Source organism: Streptomyces sp. cg35, from assembly GCF_050410835.1.
Classification (GTDB): domain Bacteria; phylum Actinomycetota; class Actinomycetes; order Streptomycetales; family Streptomycetaceae; genus Streptomyces.
Window position 1 is genome coordinate 967,459 of record NZ_CP191268.1, and the last position, 22,453, is coordinate 989,911.

A 22,453-nucleotide genomic window follows, 5' to 3' on the forward strand; every position below is an offset into this window, starting at 1 on the left:
GTAACTCGTCGCCCCCTCTTGCGAGTTGACAGCAAACGCTTACATCCTGCCGCTCATGAGACTTCCCTCCACACGCACCCGTCGCGTCCTCACCACCCTCGGCGCCACCGCACTGCTCACCCTGGGCGCGAGCGGCCAGAGCTGGGCCTCCACCCCCACCGTCCGCTGGTCGACCGGGGCGCCGACCCCGGTCACGAAACTGACCTTGCCGATGTCGTTCGAGGCGGCGCCCGACGCGTCCGGCATCTACTTCGCGTACTACACGACCCTGGAGAGCGGCACCCGCCCCTACGCCGGCTTCCAGCCCAAGCCCGTCGGCAGCAACGGCAAGTCCCAACTCCAGGCGGTCTTCAGCTCGTTCAACGCCGACGCCACCACCACCGACAGCAACTGCCAGTACGGCGCGGACGGCGGCGCGGGCGTCAGCTGCGCGGTCCGCTTCGACTACACCAAGGGCACGATGTACAGCATCGTGCTGCAGCGCGCGAGCGACGACGGCACCACGCAGCTGATGACCGGCGACGTCGTGAACACCGCGACCGGCGCCGCGGTCGCCCACATCGGCAGCTTCCGGCTCCCGGTGGCGTCGGGCCGCTTCAAGGCGTCGGACTCCGGGTTCGTCGAGCCGTACCAGACGGCGGGTTGCGGGCAGCGCGTCACGGTGACGTACGGGAAGCCGACCGGCACCGAGGGCGGCGTCACCTCCACGGGCGGGCTGCCCACGGTCACCGACCCGGCGTCGGGCAGCTGCCTGAGCAGTACGTCGACGGACACGGCGGCCGGACGCCAAGTGACCGTCACCGGCGACCAGTACAGCGGCGAGTGACCGGAGAGCCGACCGCCTCCTCGCCCGCGGGCCGTTCGGCTTTCATGCTTGTCGGAACGGATCCCTCCGGGCGACGATGCCCGCATGAAGGGTGATCTTTTCGCGAACGAGTACATGGTGCAGCCCGCTGTCGCGCCGGGCATGACCGTCCAGAACGCCAAGTCGATCCGCTACGTGGTCAACGGCGAGATGCTGGCGCGGCAGGGGGCGATGATCGCCTACCGGGGGAATCTGCAGTTCGAACGGAAGGGCCAGGGCGTCGGCGGCATGCTGAAGCGGGCCGTGACCGGCGAGGGCCTGGCCCTGATGAAGGTGCACGGCCAGGGCGAGGCGTGGTTCGCGCAGGAGGCGCAGAACGTCTTCGTCGTCGACATCGAGCCCGGCGACACGTTCACGGTCAACGGCCGCAACGTGCTGTGCTTCGACGCCTCGCTGTCCTACGAGATCAAGACCGTGAAGGGCGCGGGCATCTCCGGCGGCGGCCTGTTCAACAGCGTCTTCACCGGGCACGGCAAGCTGGGCCTGGTCTGCGAGGGCAATCCGCTGGTGCTGCCGGTCTCCCCGCAGCAGCCGGTGTACGTGGACACCGACGCGGTGGTCGGCTGGACCACCAGCCTCCGTACCTCGCTGCACCGTTCGCAGTCCATCGGCTCGATGATCCGCGGCGGCTCCGGCGAGGCGGTCCAGCTGATGCTGGAGGGCGACGGCTTCGTGGTCGTCCGCCCCAGCGAGGCGACGCCGCAGAAGCCGCAGCAGCACTAGCCGCGGTCCGGGCCTGCCGTCACGTGACCGGCCCGCTCGCGCTCCCGTACCGCGATCCGGGCCAGTTTCGTCAGCATCATGCCGTTGCGGACCCTGACCAGGTAGTCCACCGGGAGCCCGTGCATCCGGGTCCCGGGGCCCCGCAGCGGGTGCCAGTCGAGGACGAAGAGCGTGTGCTCACCCCAGGGCAGCAGGTTCATGGCGATGCGGGCCGCGCCGAAGGGGTCCGCCTTCGCCTCCAGTTCCAGGCGGCGCTCCGGTTCGCAGATCCGGACGACGCTGGTGTCGTCGAGAGTCAGCGGGCCGAGCCCGACCCGCACCTTGAGCGCGGCGCCGACCGCGGGCCAGTCCGGGTCCGCGGTCAGGACCTGCTGGGTGCCCGTCACCCACTCACCGAAGCGGTAGCCGTCGGACAGCAGCGCCCAGACCGCGGACGGCGGACTGAGGATGAGACGGCGGTTGCGGGCCACGTCGATCACGCTCCTCGGGAGGCAGTGACCTTCAGCTTCGCCCCGCCCGCCCCGTTCGGACACTTCGGTGGGTCCGGACGGGGCGGTGGCCCGCGACGCGCCGGCCGGGCCTACTGGTCCCGGTACGTCTCCAGCAGCCGCAGCCACACCTCGCTGACCGTGGGGTACGCGGGCACCGCGTGCCACAGCCGGTCGATCGGGACCTCGCCGGCGATCGCGATCGTCGCCGAGTGGATGAGTTCGCCGACGCCCGGGCCGACGAAGGTGACGCCGAGGAGGATCTCCCGGTCGAGGTCGACGATCATCCGGGCGCGGCCGGTGTAGCCGTCGGCGTAGAGACCGGATCCGGCGACGTTCGCCATGTCGTAGTCGACGGCGCGCACCCGGTGGCCCGCGGCCTCCGCCTCGGCCAGCGTCAGGCCCGCGCTCGCCGCCTCCGGGTCGGTGAAGACGACCTGCGGGACCGCGGACCGGTCGGCGGTGGCCGCATGGGCGCCCCAGCGGTCCGTCTCCAGGATCGGGACACCGGCGGCCCGCGCCGTGATCGCGGCGCCCGCGATACGGGCCTGGTACTTGCCCTGGTGGGTGAGGAGGGCGCGGTGGTTGGCGTCGCCGACCGCGTAGAGCCAGTCGCTGCCCTCGACGCGCAGGGTCTCGTCGACGCTCAGCCACGACCCGGGCTTCAGGCCCACCGTCTCCAGGCCGATGTCCTCGGTGCGCGGGGCGCGGCCCGTGGCGAAGAGGATCTCGTCGGCCTCCAGGGTCGAGCCGTCGCCGAGGGTGACCGTGACGGTGGCGCCCTCGCGCTCGACGGCCGTCACCGACACGCCCGTGCGCACGTCGGCGCCGGCCTCGCGCAGCGCGTCCGCGACCAGTTCCCCGGCGAACGGTTCCATCCGGTTGAGCAGCCCGTCACCGCGTACGAGCACGGTGACCTGCGAGCCGAGCGCCTGCCAGGCGGTGGCCATCTCCGTCGCCACGACTCCCCCGCCGACCACGACCAGGCGGCCGGGCACATGGTCGGAGCTGGTGGCCTCACGGCTGGTCCAGGGCTTGGCCCCGGCGAGGCCGGGCAGGTCCGGCAGGGCCGCGCGGGTACCGGTGCAGACGGCCACGGCGTGCCGGGCGGTGAGGGTGGTGACGGTGCCGTCGTCGGCGGTGACCGTGACGCGGCGGGGTCCGTCGAGGCGGCCGTGGCCGCGATAGAGGTCGGTGCCGATGGACTCGATCCAGCCGACCTGTCCGTCGTCCTTCCAGTGGGAGGTGTAGTCGTCGCGGTGGGCGAGCACGGCGGCGGCGTCCAGCGGACCCTGCACGGACTGGCGCAGGCCCGGCACGCGGCGGGCGTCGGCGCGGGCGATGACGGGCCGCAGCAGCGCCTTGCTGGGCATGCACGCCCAGTACGAACACTCGCCCCCTACGAGCTCGCTCTCCACGATCGCGGCGCTGAGCCCGCCCGCCCGTGCCCGGTCCGCGACGTTCTCGCCGACCGGTCCCGCTCCCACCACTACGACGTCGTACTCCATGGCTTCCTTCATAGGCCCCAGTGTGGTCGTAGGTGTGCCCGTGAGCCACATGGGTACGAGCGCGGAATACGTCCGCCCCGCGGACCGTTGTGCACAGCGGCTTTGCCCCCTACGGCTTCGCCCCGAACCCAGGAAGCAGGAAGAGGGAAAACACCATGAGCAGCACCACCGTGGAGCTGACCAAGGAGAACTTCGATCAGACGGTCACGGAGAACGAATTCGTGCTGATCGACTTCTGGGCGTCCTGGTGCGGGCCCTGCAAGCAGTTCGCCCCCGTCTACGAGAAGGCCGCCGAGGCCAATCAGGACCTGGTCTTCGGCAAGGTCGACACCGAGGCGCAGCCGGAGCTGGCCGCCGCGTTCGGCATCCAGTCGATTCCGACGCTGATGATCGTCCGTGATCAGGTGGCCGTGTTCGCGCAGCCCGGCGCGCTGCCGCAGGAGGCGCTCGACGACGTGATCGGCCAGGCCCGCAAGCTGGACATGGACGAGGTCCGCAAGTCGGTCGCCGAGCAGCAGGCGCAGGCTCAGGCCCAGCAGTCCGACGAGGGCTGAGCCCCGGACACTGCGGGAAGAGGCGGTCGCCCACGGCGGCCGCCTCTTCGTGTTCCCGGGGTGTCCGGGGTGCCTCAGGTCGATGCGCGGGGTACCGCGCTCGCGCCCATCACGTCCCGTACCTCGGGTTCCGCCGCCGGGTCGCGCACCAGCCGGTCGACGAGCCCGGCGAGCTCCTCGCCCGAGGGCAGGTCGATCCGGACCGTGCTGAGGCGGGGACGCAGCAGGCGGCCCAGCATCAGGTCGTCGGCGCCGATGACGGCCACCGCGTCGGGAATGGCGACGCCCGCGTCCTGGAGGGCGCGCATCAGCAGCATCGCGTACTCGTCGTTGTACGCGAACACGGCTCCCAGGCCGAGCTCCCGGATCTGCCCGGCGACGCGGGACGCGTCGTCCTCGGTGTAGGCGAGAGGCAGCGGCACGACCTCCGCGCCGGTCTCCCGCACGCCCGCGAGGCGGGGCAGGGCGAAGGCGTCGAGGCCCTCCTCGCGGGGCATGACGACACCGAGGCGGCGGTGGCCGCGCGCCAGGAGGTGCTCGCCCGCGGCGCGTCCGACCTCGCGGTGGTCCATGAGCAGGGCGTGTGCGCCCTCGACGGGGTCGGGGCCCAGGGTGATGACGGCCCGGGCGCCGGAGCGCTTGAGGACATTGATGCCGTCGGGTCCCATGCCGACCGGGGCGAGGACGGCTACCGGGCGCAGCTCGGCCCAGGCGCGGGCCGCGTCGTCGCCTGCGAGGCCGACGCTGCCGTACTGCACGACGGTGTAGTCGAGGCGGCTGAGGGCCCACTGCAGCTCGTTGAGGAAGCCGCTGTAGAGCGGGCCGACGGGCACTTCGGGGGTCGGCATCAGGACGATGCGGGTGTGTCCGGCGCGCAGGCTGCGGGCGGCGGCGTGCGGGACGTAGCCGAGTTCCTTGGCGGCCTCGTGGACGCGGCGCCGGGTGGGTTCGCTGATGCGGACCGCGCTGGTGTTGTTCAGGACGTAGCTGACCGTGGCGCGCGAGACTCCGGCCAGGCGCGCGACGTCCGCGCTCGTCGGTACGGCGCCCCGGGCGGGCCCGGCGGACCCAGTGGGCTCGGCGGAGGCGGCCTCGGGGGCTCCGGAGGGCTGGGCGGGCTGCTGCTTCGGTATCTGCACCATGACGTACGGCATCCTTCCAGACGGCGGCTGCGGGCGTGCCGAGGGCCCGCAGGAGGCCGTCCGGAACGCAACCGGCGGCGGACCGGCGCCGGTTCGGGTGCCGGTTCGGGTGCCGGTCCGCCGCCGGGGATCCGGGGTCTATCCGGTGGCCAGGGTCCGCCACAGCGCCGGGTCCTCGAACCCGAGGGCCCACAGGACGGTGTGCGGCACGCCGTACTTGCGCAGCGCGGGCAGATGGGTGGCGGTGCCGCGGGCGTCCTGGTACCAGACGGTGCGGCGCGTCTTCCCGTCCTTGTACGTGAAGTGCGGAGTGCGGGAGTCCGGGTCGAGGGCGTAGGGGGCCTTGACCTTGCGGCGCAGCGCCTCGGCGTCCTGCGAGGTCACGTGCTTCGCCCGGGCCTTGTCGCCGACCGCCCAGTCCCAGCCGTACGCCGGCAGGCCCATCTCCAGTTTGACGCGCGGGACTTCGGCGGTCGCGCGGGCCAGGATCTCGTCGTACCACTGCGGTGTCGAGATGGGTCCCGGCGCGCCTTCGGCGTGGTGCATGTTGTACGCCATGATGCGCAGCCGGTCGGCGACGGCGCCCAGCTTCCGGTAGTCCCACACGCGGCCCGTGGTCCGGGTCTTGGGGGTGACGGTGACGAAGCACTGTTTGTCCAGGGCGTGCAGCCGCGCGCAGAGGTCGGTGACGAAGGCGGCGTAACCGTCGCGCACCGCCGGGTACTTGGCGTCGGGCGTCGGCGCGATGGTCTCGTAGTCGAGGTCGAGCCCGTCGTAGGCGCGGCTGCGGACGACGGCGAGCAGGGCGTCGACGTGTTCCGCGCGTCGGGCGGGGCTGGTCATGACGGCGCCGAGGGCGCCGGGCTTCATCTGCTCCATGACGGTCGGGACGACCTGGATGCCCCGGGCGTGCAGCCCGTCGACGATGCGGCGTTCCCCCGCTCCGGGGTGACCGTCGACGCGGGTCGCGGACTTGGTCTCGTACCAGAACGGGCTGATCGTGCGGATCTGCGCGGCGTGCTCGAGGGCGTCGCGGTAGGCGGCTTCCTGGTTCCAGTAGGGCAGCCAGGCCGAGACGGTGCGCGGGGGCGGCGGCGCGGAGCGGGCCGGGGTGGTCGCGGTGGCGGTGGGGACGGCGGTCAGCGTGAGCAGAACGGCGAGCGCGGACAGGGCGCTTCGGTGTATTCGTCGGGCCATGTCCCGAGCCTGGGCGTCATCCGGTGCACCCGCCGCGCGGATTGGGCCGTCCAGGCTCTAACGTGACCCGCGTGACTGCCTTTACGGATGACCACGCGTATGACCACCCCGGCCGCAGCGGCGCGACGGCCACGGTGGAGGCCGAGCCGCGCCAGGTGGGACGGGTGCGCACCGAGTACGCGCCCGCGCACGACGGCGATCCCGATCCGGGCGAGATCGTCTGGACGTGGGTGCCCTTCGAGGAGAACGACGGGCGCGGCAAGGACCGGCCGGTGCTCGTCGTCGCGCGGGAGGACGCGGGGACGCTGCTGGCCGTGCAGTTGTCGAGCAAGCGGCACGACCACGACCGCGAGTGGGTGGCGATCGGCTCGGGTCCCTGGGACCGCGACGGCCGCGATTCGTGGGTGGACGTGGACCGGGTACTGCGGCTGCACGAGCGCGGCATGCGGCGTGAGGCGTGCGCCCTGGACCGGGGGCGCTTCAATCTGGTGGTGCTGCGGCTGCGGGAGCTCTACGGCTGGAGCTGACGTCCGGACAGGACGCGGGCGAACGCCGCGCGGGTCGTCTCGCCCCGGGTGCGGTCGAGGACGGCGAAGACGACCTGCTCGAAACAGCCGGCGAAGCGGCCGTCGAGCAGGGCGCGGAACGCCTCGGCCACCTGCGCCGGATCGTTGCGGAACACGCCGCAGCCCCATGCGCCGAGCACGAGGCGCCGGTAGCCCTGTGCGGCGGCGACCTCCAGGACGCGCTCGGCGCGGGACGCGAGCGCGCCCGGTATGTCGGCGACCCGCTCCGGGGTGTGCCGCGCGATCACCCCGGCGTTCGGCGCGGGCGAGGTCAGGAAGCCGACCTGGTACGGCTCGTCGAGCAGGGCGCCGCGGTCGTCCCGGAACACCGGTACGCCGGGCGCGTGGATGACCCGGTCGCTGTAGAAGACGTCGCGGTCGGCGCGGTGGTGGGCGTAGAACTCCGGGACCTCGATCAGGCACGTGTACAGCGCGGAGGAGCGGCAGACGGCCTCCTCCTGCGCCTGCGCCCCGTTCAGATAGCCCCCGCCCGGGTTGCGTGCGGACGCGAAGTTCAGCACGGCGACCGGCCCTGGACGCTCGCCCACCATGCGCCGGGCGGCCGCCAGGCTGCTCTCCCCCGTGACCTCGACGCCGGTCGTGGCGCCGGGCGCGTCGGGCACCGCGACCGGCTCGGGCCCGTACATCCGCGTGCCCGCCCGGGCCCGCGCCACCGCGTCGCCGATCGTGACCGTGCGGCCGTCCCCCGTCGCGTACCGGCCCGCCGCGACGATCTTCTCCGTGCTCTGCGCGATCTCGCGCAGCCGGGCGCTCACGCCCGGTCCCCCGTCGTTGCCATGAACAGATCGTGAGTGACCGGTGACGTCCGGGGCAACAGTTTTTCGTCCTGCCGAGCACGTGCCGGGAACCCGGCAAAGACACCCCGGGGCACTCTTGTGCGAACCGCCGGGACCGTCTTGGGTGGGACCGGCGTTGTCCGAAACGGCCCGACCCGGGCCGAATCGACGGCATGGCCCCCAGCGGGGACCATGGGATGCGTGAGGATCAGGAGGATCCCGGCATGACCGAGGGAGACTGTACGACGCTCGGTGACCTCGTCACCGAAGCCGAGGTGGAGGCCCTGGTACGGGGCATCTGCTTCAAGACGGGCCCACCCCGCACCGTGGGTGTGGAACTGGAGTGGATCGTCCACGAGCCGCACCGCCCGCGGCTCCCGTTGCCCCCCGCACGACTCGATGCGGCCTACGTCGCACTGCGCGCCCTGCCGCTGCGCTCGGCGCTCACCGTGGAACCCGGCGGACAGCTGGAGCTCAGTTCGTTCCCCGCCGCCTCGCTGACGGAGTGCGTCTCGGCCATGCAGGCCGATCTGACCGCCGTCCGCGCCGCGCTCCGCGGCCACGGACTCGTCCTGTCCGGCCACGGCACCGATCCGTGGCGGCCCCCGCGACGCGTTCTGCACGAACCCCGCTACGACGCCCTGGAGACGTCCCTGGACCGCGCCGGTCCCGCCGGGCGGTCCATGATGTGCTCCTCCGCCTCCGTGCAGGTGTGCCTGGACGCGGGCCACGAGGAGCCGGGTCCGCTCGGCCACGGCCGGCGCTGGCGGCTGGCCCATCTGCTCGGGCCCGTCCTGGTCGCCGCCTTCGCCAACTCGCCGATGCTGTCCGGCCGTCCGACGGGCTGGCGCTCCACACGGCAACTGCTGTGGGAGCGCATCGACGTGGGCCGGTCGGGGGCGCCTCCGCTGGACGGCGAGCCGCGCGCCGCCTGGGCCCGGCACGTCCTCGACGCGCCGGTGATGTGCGTCCGCGCGGACAGCGGCCCCTGGCACGTCCCCGACGGGCTGTCCTTCCGGGACTGGATCCGCGGTGGTGCGCCACGGCCGCCGACCCGCGCGGATCTCGACTATCACCTGACCACCCTGTTCCCGCCGGTACGGCCGCGCGGCCACCTCGAACTGCGCATGATCGACGCGCAGCCGGGCGACGACGGGTGGCTCGTGCCGCTCGCCGTGACGACCGCCCTGTTCGACGATCCGGAGGCGGCCGAGACGGCGTACCGGGCCGTCAAGCCCCTTGCGGAGCGGACCGGTTCGCTGCCCGCGCCGCACAACCCGCTGTGGCGGGACGCCGCCCGGCTCGGCCTCGCCGACCCGGAACTGCGCGAGGCGGCGACGGCCTGCTTCACGACGGCGCTGGACGCGCTGCCCAGGCTCGGCGCGGGCCCCGACGTGCGGCAGGCGGTCGCGGACTTCACGCACCGCCACGTCGTGCGCGGCCGCTGTCCCGCCGACGACGTGCTCGACCTGCTTCCCGAACCCGCACAGGGGAGGACCGTCCGCTCATGACCGCTGAGGAGAACGTCACCACGGATCCGGAGGCGCTGCGCCGACGCGCGACGGACGCCCTGCTGGCGGCACGCCGCCGCACGACCCTGCTGACGAGCTGCGTGGAGGAACCCGAACTCACCGCGCAGCACTCGCCGTTGATGTCACCGCTGGTCTGGGACCTCGCGCACATCGGCAACCAGGAGGAGCAGTGGCTGCTGCGAGCCGTCGCGGGCCGGGAGGCGATGCGGCCCGAGATCGACCCGCTGTACGACGCGTTCGAGCATCCGCGTGCCGAGCGGCCCCGGCTGCCGCTGCTCGCGCCGCAGGAGGCACGCGGGTACGCGGCCGAGGTGCGCGGCAGAGCGCTCGACGTCCTGGACACGGCGTCGTTCGAGGCGGACGGCTCAGCGCGGCTGACCCGCTCCGGCTTCGCCTTCGGCATGATCGCCCAGCACGAACAGCAGCACGACGAGACGATGCTGATCACTCATCAGCTCCGGTCGGGCGGCGCGGCGCTCACCGCGCCGGATCCCGATCCGCTGGAGGGCCCGTTCCGCGGCCCGGCCGAAGCCCTGGTGCCCGGCGGCCCGTTCACGATGGGCACGACGGCCGAGCCGTGGGCGCTGGACAACGAACGGCCCGCGCACGCCCGGCTCGTCCCGCCCTTCCACATCGACACGACACCGGTGACGAACTCCGCGTACATGGAGTTCATCGCCGACGGCGGCTACCGCGAGGCCCGCTGGTGGGAGCCCGCGGGCTGGGACATGGTCCAGGGCGGCGGTTTCGAGGCTCCGCTGTTCTGGCGGCGGGAGGCGGGCCAGTGGCTGCGCCGCCGGTTCGGGGTCACGGAGGTGGTCCCGCCCGACGAACCGGTGCTGCACGTGAGCTGGTACGAGGCCGACGCGTACGCCCGGTGGGCCGGGCGGCGCCTGCCGACCGAGGCCGAGTGGGAGAAGGCGGCCCGCTTCGACCCGGCGTCGGGCCGCTCGACGCGCTACCCGTGGGGTGACGCCGACCCGACGCCGGAGCACGCGAACCTGGGCCAGCGCCATCTGCGCCCGGCGGCCGCGGGCAGCTACCCGCTGGGCGAATCCCCGCTGGGCGTGCGGCAGTTGATCGGGGACGTGTGGGAGTGGACGGCGAGCGACTTCCTGCCCTACCCCGGCTTCGTCGCCTACCCGTACCGGGAGTACTCGGAGGTGTTCTTCGGCCCCGACCACAAGGTGCTGCGCGGCGGCTCGTTCGCGGTGGACGCGGTGGCGTGCCGGGGCACGTTCCGCAACTGGGACTACCCGGTCCGCCGGCAGATCTTCGCGGGCTTCCGCACGGCCCGCGACGCCCACCCGCGGGAGGCCTCCTGATGTGCCGTCACCTGGCCTATCTGGGGCCGCCGGTGCCGCTCGGCGAGGTACTGGACGCGCCTCCGCACAGCCTGTTCCGCCAGTCGTGGGAGCCGCGCAGACAGCGGCACGGCACCGTCAACGCCGATGGTTTCGGGGTCGGCTGGTACGCGGACGGGGATCCGGTGCCCGCGCGGTACCGCCGCGCCGTACCCCTCTGGGGCGACCCGTCGTACGCGGACCTGGCCCGGGTGGTCCGCTCGGGCGCGCTGCTCGCGGCCGTCCGCGACGCGACCCTCGCAGGGGCCGACGGGGAGGCCGCGGCCGCGCCGTACGCCTCCGGGCCGTGGCTGTTCAGCCACAACGGCGCGGTGCCCGGCTGGCCGCGCTCGCTGACGGCCCTGGTGCCCACGCTGCCCGCGATCGACCTGCTGTCCCTGGAGGCCCGCTGCGACGCCGCTTTCCTGTGGGCGCTGGTGCTGTACCGGCTGCGCTCGGGCGACGACGAGGCGCAGGCACTGGCGGACACGGTCACCGAGGTCGCCGAGGTGGCGCCCGGCGCGCGTCTCAACTTCCTTCTCACCGACGGCGAGACGATCACCGCGACCGCGTGGGGCGACACCCTCTGGTATCTCGCCGAGCCCGGCCGCCGCACCGTCGTCGCCTCCGAGCCGTACGACGACGATCCGCACTGGGTCGAGGTGCCCGACCGCACCCTGCTCGCGGCAAGCCGTACCGACGTCCTGCTGACCCCGCTCAAGGAGCCGTCCGCGTGAGCCCCTCCCCTGCCTTCCAGCTGACCCGCACCCTGGCCGAGGACGTCACCGGGGCCGCGCTGCGGTCCGATGTCCTGCGCGGCCTGACGGGTACCCCGAAGTCGCTGCCGCCCAAGTGGTTCTACGACGCGCGCGGCAGCGAGCTGTTCGACGAGATCACCACGCTGCCCGAGTACTACCCGACCCGCGCCGAGCGGGAGATCCTCGTGGCCCGTGCCGCGGAGATCGCGGCGGCGACGGGCGCCCGGACCCTGGTGGAGCTGGGCTCGGGCTCGTCCGACAAGACCCGCCACCTGTTGGACGCCTTCCCGCGGCTGATGGCGTACGTGCCCGTGGACGTGAGCGAGAGCGCGCTGCGGGGCGCCGCGACGTCGCTGCTCGCCGAGCGTCCTTCGCTCGGCATCCACGCCCTGATCGCCGACTTCACGCGCCCGCTCGCGCTGCCCGCCACGCCGGGTCCGCGCCTGGTGGCCTTCCTCGGCGGCACGATCGGCAATCTGCTGCCCGCCGAAAGGGCCGAGTTCCTCGCGGCGGTGCGCGGCATGCTGTCGCCCGGGGACTTCTTCCTGCTGGGGACCGACCTGGTCAAGGACGAGGCGACGCTGGTCGCCGCGTACGACGACGCTGCGGGGGTCACCGCCGCGTTCGACAAGAACGTGCTGGCCGTGGTGAACCGCGAGCTCGGCGCCGATTTCGACCTCGGGGCGTTCGACCACGTGGCGCTGTGGGACGCGGAGCGGGAGTGGATCGAGATGCGGCTGCGCGCCGCGTCGGCCCAGACCGTGAAGATCCGGGCGCTGGACCTCGCGGTCGACTTCGCGGCGGGCGAGGAGCTGCGGACGGAGGTGTCGGCGAAGTTCCGCAAGGAAGGGGTGCGGGACGAACTCGGTTCGGCAGGGCTGGAGTTGACGGGGTGGTGGACGGACCAGGCCGGACGGTTCGCCCTGTCGCTGAGCACTGCCGCGCAGCGCCCCGCCCGCACCTGAGCGGGGGCGGGGCCCGGTGGGCTACTCGCCGCTCTCGTCCAGGCGGCGGGTGATCTCGCGGGACGCCTTCTTCGCCTCGGTGGCCGGGTCCGCGCCGGACAGGACCCGGGACATGTAGGCCTTGATGGGGTTGTCGGCGGCCTCCACGGTGGCCCAGAGCGGCGACGCGGGGGTCGCCTTGCCGTGGGCGGCGCCGACGGCCATCGCGGCGACACCCGGCTCGTCGGTCACGGCGTCGGCCAGGGTCGTCTTGTTGGGGACGTAGTTCATGGTCCTGGCCAGCTCCGTGTTCCACTTCGCCCCGGCCAGGGCCTTCACCACGGCGACCGCGCCGTCCCGGTCGTCGGTGTTGCCCGCGACGACGAGGTCCGAGCCACCGGTGAAGACGGAGCCGGCCCGGGCCGCCGTCTTGCCGGGGATCGGGAAGTAGCCCAGCTTCCCCTTCAGGGACGGGTTCTTCTTGAGGATCTGCTGGGCCGCGCCGGGTACCGAGATGATCTGGCCGACGTCGCCCTTGGCGAACCGGTCGGCCTGGGAGGGGTGTTCCTCGTCGGCGTCCTTCGGGCCGTCGCCCAGCGCCTGGAGCTGCTGGTAGAAGTCCATGGCGCGCAGCGCGGCCGGCGAGTCCAGGGTGCCGGTCCAGGTGCTCGACGACTCGCGGGCCAGGTCGCCGCCCTCGTCCCAGATGAACCCGGACAGCGTGTACCAGTCCTGTCCGGCGAGGTAGATGCCCTGACGGCCGCCGGTGTCGAGGCGCCGCGTGATGTCGAGCCACTCGGCGCGGGTGCGGGGCGGATCCTCGACGCCGGCCTGCTCGAAGAGGTCGGTGTTGTAGATGACGACGCGGTTGGCCGCGTACCAGGGGATGCCGTACTGCCGCGACTTGTCGATGCCGGGCTCGGCGAGGCCGGGCAGCCAGTCCTCCATGCCGAGGTCGCGCGCGGACTCCAGCGACAGGTCGATCAGGCCGCCCTCGTCGACGTACTGCGGGACCTGGGTGTTGCCGACCTCGATCACGTCGGGTGTGTCGTCGCTGTGGGCGCTCTTGAGGGCCCCGGTGACCTTCTCGCCGATCCCGGTCCAGTCCTGGATCCGGATGTCCAGGCGGATGTCGGCGTGCTCGGCCTCGAAGTCCTTGGTGAAGCGCTTGAGGAACGCGTCCGACGCGCTGTTGCGCATCAGCCACACGGTGACCGCGCGCCGTCCTTCCTGTTCGCCGCCGGGCAGGGCACCGCACGCGCTGATCAGCGTGCCGGTCACGACGACGAGGGAACCGAGGGACAGCACGGCACGGCGGGATCTCACGGGGGGTCACTTTCTGCCTGCGGACAGGGAGGATCGCCCGACGTGGGGGAAGAGCACTCGGCTCGTACGGGTGTGGCTGGATTTTGGTATGTACCAATCGGAAGGGTCAAGAGTTACCCGGAAGTAAGTCGAACAGGTGCACCCCTCCGCCCCCTCGCGGTCCACGGCTCCCTGGGGCACGGTGGAATCATGTCGAACCACACGTATCGCGTCACCGAGATCGTCGGCACCTCCCACGAAGGCGTCGACCAGGCGATCCGCAACGGGATCAAGCGCGCCTCACAGACCCTGCGCAACCTCGACTGGTTCGAGGTCACGCAGGTCCGCGGCCAGATCGTCGACGGGGAGGTCGAGCACTACCAGGTGGGCCTCAAGGTGGGCTTCCGCCTGGACGACGACAACTGACGGGACCCGGCGCTCAGGTCCGCCCGTCGCGCTCCTGGGCGTCCTTCAGCGCCGCGGAGGGGCTCGCCCAGCGGGCCCGTACGACGGTGAATCCGGCGCGCTCCGCCTCGTCGCACACCAGCTCGTCGTCGTCGACGAGCATCCGGACCGTACGGCCGCGGGCCAGCCGGCGCAGCACGTCCAGCTTCGTGCGCCGGGCGGGCCTGCGGTCGGTGTCCCGCCGCATGTGCAGCGGCCCCTCCGGCAGGCCCTGCGCGGCGAGCCACTCCTCGGTGTCGGCGCGGCAGCGCTCGGGCCGCCCGGTCAGGTACACCACCTGGCACTCCTCGGCGCTCTTGCGCGCCAGCGCGATCCCCTCCGCGAGCGGCGGATCGTCCGGCGCGGCGGCGAAGAACGCGTCCCAGTCCCGCGGTCTGCCCTCCAGGAACCGCTGCCGGTGCGCGGTGTCGGCGAGCGTCCCGTCCAGGTCGAAAACGGCCAGCGGCCTTGCATCCCGGGTCATGACGGCACCTTATGGGGCGCGTCCGGGAATCCCCGCGGAGCCACCGTGTTGAAACGGACGTGACCACCGTGATCGAAACGACCCGTTTCTCCGTCCTGGACCGCTCCCGCACCCGCGAGGGGCACACCGCCGCGGAGGCGCTGCGGGACACCGTCTCGCTCGCACAGGATCTGGAGCGCCTCGGCTATCACAGGCTCTGGGTCGCCGAGCACCACGGTGTGCCCGGCGTCGCGGGGTCCGCCCCGACCGTTCTCGCGGCGGCCGTCGCGGCGGCGACCCGCACCCTGCGGGTCGGCACCGGCGGCGTGATGCTGCCCAACCACCAACCCCTGGTCGTGGCCGAGCAGTTCGGTGTCCTGGAGTCCCTGTTCCCCGGCCGGACCGACATGGGGCTCGGCCGGTCCGTCGGGTTCACGGACGGCGTCCGCAGGGCGCTGGGCCGCGACAAGGACGCGGCCGACGCGGACGACTTCGCCGGGCAGCTGGACGAGCTGCTCGCGTTCTTCACGGGCACGTCGTCGACCCGGGTCCACGCCCGGCCGAGCGAGGGGCTGCCCGTGTCGCCGTTCGTGCTGGCGATGGGCGAGGGCGCGTCGATCGCCGCCCGCGCGGGCCTGCCGATGGTGATCGGCGATCTCCGTGGCCGGGAGAAGATGCTGCGCGGCATCGAGCGCTACCGCGCCGAGTTCCGCCCGTCGGCCTGGGCCGAGGAGCCGTACGTCGTGATCTCCGGGACGGTCGCCGTGGCCGGCAGCGAGCCGGAGGCCCGCCGGCTGCTGATGCCGGAGGCCTGGTCGATGGCGCACGCGCGCACCCACGGCACCTTCCCGCCGCTGCCGCCCGCCGAGCGCGTCGCGGCCCTGGAGATGACCCCGAAGGAGCGCGAGCTGTACGAGTCCGGGCTGCGCGGCCACATCGTGGGCACGGAGCAGCAGGTCACGGACGCCCTGGAGGGGGTGATCAAGGAGAGCGGCGCGCAGGAGGTGCTGGTCACGACCAGTACGTACGACCGCGAGGATCTGCTGGAGTCGTACCGGCGGCTGGCCCGGGTGGCACGCCTGAGTCCGGCCTGAGCCAGGCCTGAGCCCGGCTCCCTGCGGGACCTGTCGTGATCGCGGGCGCCCGTCGGGCGGATAGTCTGTGGTCATGCCAGCCGCCCGACGCACCGCCCGCCAGACGGACCTTCTGGAGCGGCTGGTGGCGCTGCTCGTCGCGGAGGGGTTCGCCTCCTTCACCCTCGACGACCTGGCCGAGCGGCTGCGCTGCTCGAAGACGACGCTGTACCAGCTCGCGCGGAGCAAGCAGGGCCTGGTGCGCGAGGTGGTGAAGCACTACTTCAAGAACGCGACGGCCGCGGTCGAGAAGCAGGTCGCCGACACCTCGGCACCGGCGGAGCGGGTGGTCGTGTACCTCACGGCCGTCGCCGAGCAACTGCGGCCGCTGTCGCGGCAGTTCCTCGACGACATGGCCGACTTCGACGCCACCCGCGAGGTCTACGAGGCCAACACCCGGCACGCCGCCGACCGGATCCGGCAGCTGATCACGGAGGGGGTCACCGCGGGCGCCTTCCGCGAGGTGCACGCGGCCTTCGTGGGAGAGGTCGCCGCCGCCACCATGCAGTCGATCCAGCGGGGCGAGGTCACCACGCGCACCGGGCTGAGCGACTCGGACGCCTACGCCGAACTCGCGTCGCTGATCGTGCACGCCGTCGCGTCCTGACCCGGCGCCCGGCCCGCCCGGCCCGCCCGGGTCAGCGGGGCGCCATCCGGAGCGCTCCGTCCATGCGGATGGTCTCCCCGTTCAGGTAGTCGTGGTCGACGATCGCCAGCACCAGCCGGGCGTACTCCTCGGGTCCGGCGAGCCGGTGCGGGAAGGGCACGCCGGCGGCGAGCTCGGAGCGGAACTCCTCGGACACCGTGGCCAGCATGGGCGTCTCGACGATGCCCGGGGCGATGGTGCAGACGCGGATCCCGTACTGAGCGAGGTCCCGCGCGGCCGGCAGGGTCAGGCCGACCACTCCGCCCTTGGACGACGCGTACGCGGCCTGGCCGATCTGCCCCTCGTACGCGGCGATGGACGCGGTGTTCACGATGACGCCGCGCTGCCCCTGCTCGTCGGCGTCCTGTGCGGCGACGGCCTCCGAGGCGAGCGCCAGGACGTTGAACGTGCCGACCAGGTTGACCTGGACGACCTTCGCGTACAGGTCGAGGTCGTGGACTCCGCGCTTGCCGACGATCCGCATCGACGGACCGATGCCGGCGCAGTTGACGACGGTGCGCAGCGGCACGCCCGAGGAGGTCGCGGCGGTGACGGCCGCCCGCACCTGCTCGGGCACGGTGACGTCGGTGGGGACGTAGTGGACGCCGTCGCGTGCGGGGGCCTGCTCGATGCTGTCCGGGAGGTCGAGGGCGTAGACCGTCGCCCCTTGTGCGGCCAGCGCCTCGGCGGTCGCGGCGCCGAGCCCGGAGGCCCCGCCGGTGACGATCGCGGCGGTTCGGTCGATGCGCATCAGGTGCTCCTCAAGCGTGGGCGGTCCGGGTGGGCGGGGCGGCAGGCGCGGTCAGCGAGCCCGACCCGCCCCTGCCGAGCGCGCGGCTGATGACCAGGCGCTGGATCTGGTTGGTGCCTTCGAAGATCTGCATGACCTTGGCCTCGCGCATGTAGCGCTCCACGGCATGGTGCCGGGAGTAGCCGTCGTCGCCCAAGAGGTCGACCGCGTCGCCGGTGACTTTCATGGCGTGGTTGGTGGCGACGAGCTTGGCGATGGACGCCTCCTGCCCGAAAGGCAGATCCCGGTCCTTGCGGCGGGCGGCGGCGAGGGTGGTGGCCCGGGCGACGGCGACCGAGGCGGCCATGTCGGCCAGCGCGAAGGCGGGGCCCTGCTGGGCGATGAGCGGCTCGCCGGAGGATTCGTGGTCGCACGCGTAGCGGACCGTCTCGTCGAGGGCGGCCTGGGCGAGTCCGGTGGCGACCGCGGCGATGCCCATGCGGCCGCAGTCGAGCGCGGCGAGGGCGATCTGCAGTCCCTGCCCCTCGCCGCCGATGCGTCGCTCGACGGGGATGCGCACCCCCTCGAAGCGCATGGTGGCCGTGGCCGAGCCGGTGAGGCCCATCTTGCGCTCGGGCGGATCCGCGGCCAGGCCGGGGGTGTCGGCGGGGACGAGGAAGCAGGAGATGCCGCGCGAGCGGTGGTCGGAGGTGCGGGCCATCACCGTGTAGAAGTCCGCGTGTCCGCCGTGCGTCGTCCAGGCCTTCACGCCGTCGAGCACGTAGTGGTCGCCGTCGAGGACGGCCCGGGTGCGCATCGCCGAGGGGTCGGAGCCGGCCTCGGGTTCCGACAGGCAGTACGCGCCGAGGAGTTCGCCGCCGAGCATGTCCGGCAGCCACCTGCGGCGCTGCTCCCGCGTGCCGAAGACGGCGAGGGGGAAGCAGGACATGGCGTGGACCGAGACGCCCACGCCGACGGTGGCCCAGGCGGTCGCCACTTCTTCGAGTGCCTGCAGGTACACCTCGTAGGTCTGGCCGCCGCCCCCGTGCTCCGGCCCGTAGGGAAGGCCCAGCAGGCCCATGCGGCCCAGGGTCCTGAAGGCCTCGCGGGGGAAGGCTCCGGCGGCCTCCGCCTCGGCGGCGCACGGCACGAGCGAGTTCTGGGCGACGTCCCGGATGCGGCCGATGAGCTCGACGGCATCGGGACAGGGCAGCGCACGATCAGCGGGCAAGGTCCCTCGCTCATCTCAAAGAGTACGGAGAACGGCACGACAGTATCATTTCTGGTACTCCACGCCAGCGCGCGCGGACACCGTGGGCCGCGGCCTAGAATCGTGTGATTTGCCCTCCGGCCCGCGTGTGGCCGGACCGTGACCGCCGCCGACCCGGAGAGCCGCACCCATGCCCCACCCGTCCTCGCCCGACCCGCGCCACGACGGCTTCGTCCGGGTCCGCGGCGCCCGTGAGCACAACCTCAAGGGCGTGGACGTGGACATTCCGCGGGATGTGCTGGCGGTGTTCACGGGGGTGTCCGGCTCGGGCAAGTCCTCGCTCGCGTTCGGCACGATCTACGCGGAGGCGCAGCGCCGCTACTTCGAGTCGGTCGCTCCGTACGCGCGGCGCCTGATCCACCAGGTGGGCGCGCCGGAGGTCGGCGGGATCAGCGGTCTGCCGCCGGCGGTGTCGCTGCAGCAGAGCCGCTCGGTGCCGACGTCCCGTTCCTCGGTCGGCACGGTCACCACGCTCTCGAACTCCCTGCGGATGCTGTTCTCGCGCGCGGGCAGCTACCCGGCGGGGGCACCGCGGCTCGACTCGGACGCCTTCTCGCCGAACACCGCGGCCGGCGCGTGCCCGCGGTGCCACGGCCTCGGCCGGGTGCACCGCACCACCGAGGAACTCCTCGTCCCCGATCCGTCGCTGTCGATCCGCGAGGGCGCGATCGCCGCGTGGCCGGGCGCCTGGCAGGGCAAGAACCTGCGGGACATCCTCGACACGCTCGGCCACGACGTGGGGCGTCCGTGGCGGGAGCTGGCGCAGGCGGACCGCGACTGGATCCTGTTCACCGACGAGCAGCCGGTGGTCACGGTGCACCCCGTACGGGACGCGGACCGCATCCAGCGCCCCTACCAGGGCACGTACATGAGCGCGAACCGGTACGTGCTGAAGACGTTCGCCGACTCCAAGAGCCAGACACTGCGCGCGAAGGCGGAGAAGTTCCTGGAGAGCACCCCGTGCCCGGTGTGCGGCGGCGCCCGGCTGCGGGCGGAAGCGCTCGCGGTGACCTTCGCGGGCCGGACGATCGCCGAGCTGGCGCGGCTGCCGCTGGCGGAGCTGGCCGGGATCCTCGCCGACGCCGCGTCCGGGGACGCCTCACAGACGGCTCGGGTCCTCACGGACGACCTGCGGGCCCGCATCGCGACGGTCACCGAACTCGGCCTCGGCTACCTGGGACTCGACCGTCCGACGCCGACCCTCTCCTCGGGCGAGCTGCAACGGCTGCGTCTGGCCACGCAGTTGAGGTCCGGACTGTTCGGTGTCGTGTACGTGCTCGACGAGCCGTCCGCCGGACTCCATCCCGCCGACACCGAGTCCCTGCTCACCGTCCTGGACCGGCTCAAGGAGGCCGGCAACTCGGTGTTCGTCGTCGAGCACCACCTCGACGTGATGCGGCACGCGGACTGGCTGGTCGATGTGGGACCGCTGGCCGGGGAGCACGGCGGGCGGGTACTGCACAGCGGTCCGGTGGCGGACCTGCGCGCGGTCGGGGAGTCGGCGACGGCCCGCTTCCTGTTCGCCGAGGAGCCGCCGGCCGAGCGCCGAGTCCGATCGCCCAAGGGGTGGTTGAAGGTCGGTCCGGTGACCCGGCACAACCTGCGGGACGTGACGGTGGAGGTTCCGCTGGGTGCGTTCACCGCCGTCACCGGGGTGTCCGGGTCCGGCAAGTCGACCCTGATCGGCGCGATCACCCAGGACCTGGAGGGTGTCGGACGGCTCGTGGTCGTCGACCAGAAGCCGATCGGCCGTACGCCCCGCTCCAACCTGGCCACGTACACCGGACTGTTCGACGTCGTACGCAAGCTCTTCGCGGGCACGGACGAGGCGCGGGAGCGTGGTTACGGCGTCGGCCGCTTCTCCTTCAACGTGTCGGGCGGGCGCTGCGAGACCTGCCAGGGCGAGGGTTTCGTCAGCGTCGAGCTGCTCTTCCTGCCGAGCACGTACGCGCCGTGCCCGGACTGTGCGGGCGCGCGCTACAACCCCGAGACCCTCCAAGTGACGTACCGGGGGCGGAACATCGCCGAGGTGCTCGATCTGACCGTGGAGGCCGCGGCCGCGTTCTTCACCGCGGCGGACGACGACGCGGCCGAGCCCGTGCTGCGCAGCCTGCGCACGCTGCTCGACGTGGGGCTCGGCTATCTCCGTCTCGGCCAGCCCGCGACCGAGCTGTCCGGTGGCGAGGCCCAACGGATCAAGCTGGCGGGCGAGTTGCAGCGGGTGCGCCGCGGCCACACGCTGTATCTGCTCGACGAGCCGACGACCGGGCTGCATCCGGCCGATGTGGAGGTGCTCCTGCGGCAGCTGGACGGACTGGTCGACGCGGGCCACTCGGTCGTGGTCGTCGAGCACGACATGGCCGTGGTCGCCGGCGCGGACTGGGTCGTCGACATGGGGCCCGGCGGCGGGGACGCGGGCGGGCACGTCGTCGCGACCGGCCCGCCCCGGGATGTCGCGACCGCCGCCGGCAGTCGCACGGCCCCCTATCTAGCGCGGGCGCTCGGCGGGTGAGCGCAGCCGGCCCTTGGCCAGTTTGCCCGTCGGCGTACGCGGGAGCGCGCCCACGAACTGCACCTCCCGCGGCACCTTGTAGTGCGCCATCCGTGCCCGCACGTACGCCATCAGTTCGCTCCCCAGCTGCCGTCCGGGGACGCTTCCTTCGGCGGCCTGCACCACCGCGCGGACGCACTCCCCCATCTCCTCGTCCGGCACCCCGATGACGGCCACGTCGGCGACGGCGGGATGCAGGACGAGGCAGTCCTCGATCTCCTGCGGGTAGATGTTGACGCCACCGGAGATGATCGTGAAGGCCTTGCGGTCGGTGAGGAAGAGATAGCCGTCCTCGTCGACGTGGCCGATGTCGCCGGTGGTGGTCCAGTGCGGGTGATCGGGGTGCTGGGCCTCGCGGGTGCGGCCCTCGTCCCCGTGGTACCGGAAGGGCAGCTCCTCCCGCTCGAAGTAGACGACGCCCGTCTCCCCCGGCGGCAGCACCTTCCCCGCCCCGTCACAGACCCGCAGCTCGCCGAGGATCCCGCCACGTCCCACCGAGCCCGGCTTGCGCAGCCACTCCTCCGGCCCGATGAAGGTGATCCCGTTGCCCTCGGTCGCCGCGTAGTACTCGTACAGGACGGGCCCCCACCAGTCCATCATCCGCCGCTTCACCTCGACGGGGCAGGGCGCGGCCGCGTGGATCGCGACCTTCATCGACGACGTGTCACTGCGCTCGCGCACGGCGTCCGGGAGCTTCAGCATGCGCACGAACATGGTCGGCACCCACTGGCTGTGCGTGACCCTGTGCCGCTCGATCGCCTCCAGCGCGCCGTGCGCGTCGAAGGACTTCATGAGGACGACCGTGCCGCCCGTCGCGATGACCGTGCCGCAGAACCGCAGGGGCGCCGCGTGGTACAGCGGGGCCGGGCACAGATAGACGGTGTTCTCGTCGAAGCCGTACATGGGCTGGAAGAGCAGCTGGTACATCGAGGGGTCGGTCCGGATGTCGCCGTCGGGCAGGGTGGGTTCGATGCCCTTGGGGCGGCCCGTCGTACCGGACGAGTAGAGCATGTCGGTACCGCGCGGCTGGACGGCGGGCGGCTCGGCCGACGCGGCCGCCAGCGCCGCGTCGTACGTCCCGTCGTCGAAGCCGAGCCGGTGCGTCACCTCGGGCACCAACGCGGCGACCGACGCGCCGAGTTCAGCGAGTGCGGCATCGGCGACGATCAGCGCGGCCGCCCCGCAGTCCCGCACGATGTAGGCGGCTTCCTCGGCGGTGAGATGGTGGTTGACGGCGGTGAGATAGAGGCCCGAGCGCAGCGCGGCCCAGTACACCTCCATGACCCGCGGATCGTTGTCGGACAGCAGGGCCAGATGGTCGCCTCTGCGCAGCCCCGCCGCGTGCAGATGGTCGGCGAGACGCAGCGAGTTCTCCTCCAACTCGCCGTAAGTGAGGGTGATGCCGCCGTCGGCCGTGACGACGGCCGGCCTGGCTCGGTCGTACGCTCCCGGATACATGGGTCGACGTTACCCGCAGTAGGTGACGAGGCGTCA

The 22,453-nt window shown here is 72.7% G+C and carries 22 protein-coding genes; 12 read left to right on the forward strand and 10 right to left on the reverse strand.

Annotated elements, in window-relative coordinates; translation table 11 throughout:
- Positions 1 to 55: 55 nt before the first annotated feature.
- Together ACQUQD_RS04745 and ACQUQD_RS04750 are read left to right on the forward strand one after the other, a co-directional pair.
- Positions 56 to 826: a DUF3472 domain-containing protein gene (locus ACQUQD_RS04745; RefSeq protein WP_428950652.1), complete on the forward strand. Its 771-nt coding sequence runs from the start codon at positions 56 to 58 to the stop codon at positions 824 to 826.
- A gap of 84 nt (positions 827 to 910) precedes the next feature.
- Complete coding sequence (locus ACQUQD_RS04750) at positions 911 to 1,588, forward strand: AIM24 family protein (protein WP_428950653.1); 678 nt, start codon at positions 911 to 913, stop codon at positions 1,586 to 1,588.
- On the opposite strand, the gene ACQUQD_RS04755 is transcribed toward ACQUQD_RS04750, so the two are convergent.
- A complete protein-coding gene (locus ACQUQD_RS04755; protein ID WP_428950654.1) occupies positions 1,585 to 2,058 on the reverse strand; it encodes an SRPBCC family protein in 474 nt (157 codons plus the stop codon). The two genes, ACQUQD_RS04750 and ACQUQD_RS04755, sit on opposite strands and share 4 nt — an antisense overlap.
- Positions 2,059 to 2,168: 110 nt before the next feature.
- Positions 2,169 to 3,596 (reverse strand): dihydrolipoyl dehydrogenase family protein, encoded by a 1,428-nt coding sequence (locus tag ACQUQD_RS04760; protein ID WP_428950655.1) that lies wholly within the window; start codon positions 3,594 to 3,596, stop codon positions 2,169 to 2,171.
- Between the two features lie 143 nt (positions 3,597 to 3,739).
- Here ACQUQD_RS04760 and trxA point away from each other — a divergent pair, with 143 nt between their 5' ends.
- Positions 3,740 to 4,138 carry a thioredoxin gene (gene trxA / locus ACQUQD_RS04765; protein WP_428950656.1) on the forward strand — a complete coding sequence of 133 codons (399 nt, stop codon included), beginning with the start codon at positions 3,740 to 3,742 and terminating at the stop codon, positions 4,136 to 4,138.
- A 74-nt stretch (positions 4,139 to 4,212) separates the two neighbouring features.
- On the opposite strand, the gene ACQUQD_RS04770 is transcribed toward trxA, so the two are convergent.
- Both ACQUQD_RS04770 and ACQUQD_RS04775 read right to left on the reverse strand, forming a co-directional pair.
- The gene (locus ACQUQD_RS04770; RefSeq protein WP_428950657.1) at positions 4,213 to 5,292 is read right to left on the reverse strand and encodes a LacI family DNA-binding transcriptional regulator; all 1,080 of its coding nucleotides are present in this window, start codon (positions 5,290 to 5,292) and stop codon (positions 4,213 to 4,215) included.
- Between the two features lie 126 nt (positions 5,293 to 5,418).
- Positions 5,419 to 6,477: a glycosyl hydrolase family 18 protein gene (locus tag ACQUQD_RS04775; RefSeq protein WP_428950658.1), complete on the reverse strand. Its 1,059-nt coding sequence runs from the start codon at positions 6,475 to 6,477 to the stop codon at positions 5,419 to 5,421.
- A gap of 71 nt (positions 6,478 to 6,548) precedes the next feature.
- Here ACQUQD_RS04775 and ACQUQD_RS04780 point away from each other — a divergent pair, with 71 nt between their 5' ends.
- Positions 6,549 to 7,004, forward strand: coding sequence for a type II toxin-antitoxin system PemK/MazF family toxin (locus ACQUQD_RS04780; RefSeq protein WP_428950659.1), 456 nt, complete (start codon positions 6,549 to 6,551; stop codon positions 7,002 to 7,004).
- On the opposite strand, the gene ACQUQD_RS04785 is transcribed toward ACQUQD_RS04780, so the two are convergent.
- The gene (locus ACQUQD_RS04785; protein WP_428950660.1) at positions 6,989 to 7,819 is read right to left on the reverse strand and encodes a TIGR02452 family protein; all 831 of its coding nucleotides are present in this window, start codon (positions 7,817 to 7,819) and stop codon (positions 6,989 to 6,991) included. The two genes, ACQUQD_RS04780 and ACQUQD_RS04785, sit on opposite strands and share 16 nt — an antisense overlap.
- A 245-nt stretch (positions 7,820 to 8,064) precedes the next feature.
- On the opposite strand from ACQUQD_RS04785, the gene egtA reads away from it, so the two are divergent.
- From egtA to egtD, 4 genes are read left to right on the forward strand one after another with little or no spacing between them, the layout of a single operon-like run.
- Positions 8,065 to 9,351: an ergothioneine biosynthesis glutamate--cysteine ligase EgtA gene (gene egtA / locus ACQUQD_RS04790; protein WP_428950661.1), complete on the forward strand. Its 1,287-nt coding sequence runs from the start codon at positions 8,065 to 8,067 to the stop codon at positions 9,349 to 9,351.
- Positions 9,348 to 10,697 carry an ergothioneine biosynthesis protein EgtB gene (egtB, locus tag ACQUQD_RS04795; RefSeq protein WP_428950662.1) on the forward strand — a complete coding sequence of 450 codons (1,350 nt, stop codon included), beginning with the start codon at positions 9,348 to 9,350 and terminating at the stop codon, positions 10,695 to 10,697. Before egtA ends, egtB begins: the two co-directional genes overlap by 4 nt.
- The gene (egtC, locus tag ACQUQD_RS04800) at positions 10,697 to 11,452 is read left to right on the forward strand and encodes an ergothioneine biosynthesis protein EgtC (RefSeq protein WP_428950663.1); all 756 of its coding nucleotides are present in this window, start codon (positions 10,697 to 10,699) and stop codon (positions 11,450 to 11,452) included. Before egtB ends, egtC begins: the two co-directional genes overlap by 1 nt.
- Positions 11,449 to 12,438, forward strand: a complete 990-nt coding sequence (gene egtD / locus ACQUQD_RS04805) for an L-histidine N(alpha)-methyltransferase (RefSeq protein ID WP_428950664.1) — start codon at positions 11,449 to 11,451, stop codon at positions 12,436 to 12,438. The genes egtC and egtD overlap by 4 nt, the downstream gene beginning before the upstream one ends.
- A gap of 21 nt (positions 12,439 to 12,459) precedes the next feature.
- Here egtD and ACQUQD_RS04810 read toward each other — a convergent pair whose 3' ends face one another.
- On the reverse strand, positions 12,460 to 13,743 hold the full coding sequence (locus ACQUQD_RS04810) for an extracellular solute-binding protein (RefSeq protein WP_428950665.1): 1,284 nt from the start codon (positions 13,741 to 13,743) through the stop codon (positions 12,460 to 12,462).
- A gap of 189 nt (positions 13,744 to 13,932) precedes the next feature.
- On the opposite strand from ACQUQD_RS04810, the gene ACQUQD_RS04815 reads away from it, so the two are divergent.
- Positions 13,933 to 14,148 carry a dodecin gene (locus tag ACQUQD_RS04815; RefSeq protein WP_428950666.1) on the forward strand — a complete coding sequence of 72 codons (216 nt, stop codon included), beginning with the start codon at positions 13,933 to 13,935 and terminating at the stop codon, positions 14,146 to 14,148.
- 13 nt (positions 14,149 to 14,161) lie between these two features.
- Here ACQUQD_RS04815 and ACQUQD_RS04820 read toward each other — a convergent pair whose 3' ends face one another.
- On the reverse strand, positions 14,162 to 14,650 hold the full coding sequence (locus tag ACQUQD_RS04820; RefSeq protein WP_428950667.1) for an LNS2 domain-containing protein: 489 nt from the start codon (positions 14,648 to 14,650) through the stop codon (positions 14,162 to 14,164).
- Positions 14,651 to 14,661: 11 nt separating this feature from the next.
- On the opposite strand from ACQUQD_RS04820, the gene ACQUQD_RS04825 reads away from it, so the two are divergent.
- The gene (locus tag ACQUQD_RS04825) at positions 14,662 to 15,723 is read left to right on the forward strand and encodes an MsnO8 family LLM class oxidoreductase (protein WP_428950668.1); all 1,062 of its coding nucleotides are present in this window, start codon (positions 14,662 to 14,664) and stop codon (positions 15,721 to 15,723) included.
- A 73-nt stretch (positions 15,724 to 15,796) separates the two neighbouring features.
- The gene (locus tag ACQUQD_RS04830) at positions 15,797 to 16,369 is read left to right on the forward strand and encodes a TetR/AcrR family transcriptional regulator (protein ID WP_428950669.1); all 573 of its coding nucleotides are present in this window, start codon (positions 15,797 to 15,799) and stop codon (positions 16,367 to 16,369) included.
- 31 nt (positions 16,370 to 16,400) lie between these two features.
- Here ACQUQD_RS04830 and ACQUQD_RS04835 read toward each other — a convergent pair whose 3' ends face one another.
- Together ACQUQD_RS04835 and ACQUQD_RS04840 are read right to left on the reverse strand one after the other, a co-directional pair.
- Positions 16,401 to 17,159 carry an SDR family NAD(P)-dependent oxidoreductase gene (locus ACQUQD_RS04835; RefSeq protein WP_428950670.1) on the reverse strand — a complete coding sequence of 253 codons (759 nt, stop codon included), beginning with the start codon at positions 17,157 to 17,159 and terminating at the stop codon, positions 16,401 to 16,403.
- A 10-nt stretch (positions 17,160 to 17,169) separates the two neighbouring features.
- A complete protein-coding gene (locus ACQUQD_RS04840; RefSeq protein ID WP_428950671.1) occupies positions 17,170 to 18,369 on the reverse strand; it encodes an acyl-CoA dehydrogenase family protein in 1,200 nt (399 codons plus the stop codon).
- A gap of 169 nt (positions 18,370 to 18,538) precedes the next feature.
- On the opposite strand from ACQUQD_RS04840, the gene ACQUQD_RS04845 reads away from it, so the two are divergent.
- A complete protein-coding gene (locus ACQUQD_RS04845; RefSeq protein WP_428950672.1) occupies positions 18,539 to 20,920 on the forward strand; it encodes an ATP-binding cassette domain-containing protein in 2,382 nt (793 codons plus the stop codon).
- On the opposite strand, the gene ACQUQD_RS04850 is transcribed toward ACQUQD_RS04845, so the two are convergent.
- Positions 20,897 to 22,417, reverse strand: coding sequence for an acyl-CoA synthetase (locus tag ACQUQD_RS04850; RefSeq protein ID WP_428950673.1), 1,521 nt, complete (start codon positions 22,415 to 22,417; stop codon positions 20,897 to 20,899). The genes ACQUQD_RS04845 and ACQUQD_RS04850 overlap by 24 nt on opposite strands.
- Positions 22,418 to 22,453: the final 36 nt, after the last annotated feature.

Coding starts and splice junctions, on each gene's coding strand:
- ACQUQD_RS04745 (WP_428950652.1), top strand. CDS start 56: ATGAGACTTCCCTCCACACGCACCCGTCGCGTCCTCACCACCCTCGGC.
- ACQUQD_RS04750 (WP_428950653.1), top strand. CDS start 911: ATGAAGGGTGATCTTTTCGCGAACGAGTACATGGTGCAGCCCGCTGTC.
- ACQUQD_RS04760 (WP_428950655.1), bottom strand. CDS start 3,596: ATGAAGGAAGCCATGGAGTACGACGTCGTAGTGGTGGGAGCGGGACCG.
- trxA (WP_428950656.1), top strand. CDS start 3,740: ATGAGCAGCACCACCGTGGAGCTGACCAAGGAGAACTTCGATCAGACG.
- ACQUQD_RS04770 (WP_428950657.1), bottom strand. CDS start 5,292: ATGCCGTACGTCATGGTGCAGATACCGAAGCAGCAGCCCGCCCAGCCC.
- ACQUQD_RS04775 (WP_428950658.1), bottom strand. CDS start 6,477: ATGGCCCGACGAATACACCGAAGCGCCCTGTCCGCGCTCGCCGTTCTG.
- egtA (WP_428950661.1), top strand. CDS start 8,065: ATGACCGAGGGAGACTGTACGACGCTCGGTGACCTCGTCACCGAAGCC.
- egtB (WP_428950662.1), top strand. CDS start 9,348: ATGACCGCTGAGGAGAACGTCACCACGGATCCGGAGGCGCTGCGCCGA.
- egtC (WP_428950663.1), top strand. CDS start 10,697: ATGTGCCGTCACCTGGCCTATCTGGGGCCGCCGGTGCCGCTCGGCGAG.
- ACQUQD_RS04815 (WP_428950666.1), top strand. CDS start 13,933: ATGTCGAACCACACGTATCGCGTCACCGAGATCGTCGGCACCTCCCAC.
- ACQUQD_RS04820 (WP_428950667.1), bottom strand. CDS start 14,650: ATGACCCGGGATGCAAGGCCGCTGGCCGTTTTCGACCTGGACGGGACG.
- ACQUQD_RS04825 (WP_428950668.1), top strand. CDS start 14,662: ATGGGGCGCGTCCGGGAATCCCCGCGGAGCCACCGTGTTGAAACGGAC.
- ACQUQD_RS04830 (WP_428950669.1), top strand. CDS start 15,797: ATGCCAGCCGCCCGACGCACCGCCCGCCAGACGGACCTTCTGGAGCGG.
- ACQUQD_RS04835 (WP_428950670.1), bottom strand. CDS start 17,159: ATGCGCATCGACCGAACCGCCGCGATCGTCACCGGCGGGGCCTCCGGG.
- ACQUQD_RS04845 (WP_428950672.1), top strand. CDS start 18,539: ATGCCCCACCCGTCCTCGCCCGACCCGCGCCACGACGGCTTCGTCCGG.
- ACQUQD_RS04850 (WP_428950673.1), bottom strand. CDS start 22,417: ATGTATCCGGGAGCGTACGACCGAGCCAGGCCGGCCGTCGTCACGGCC.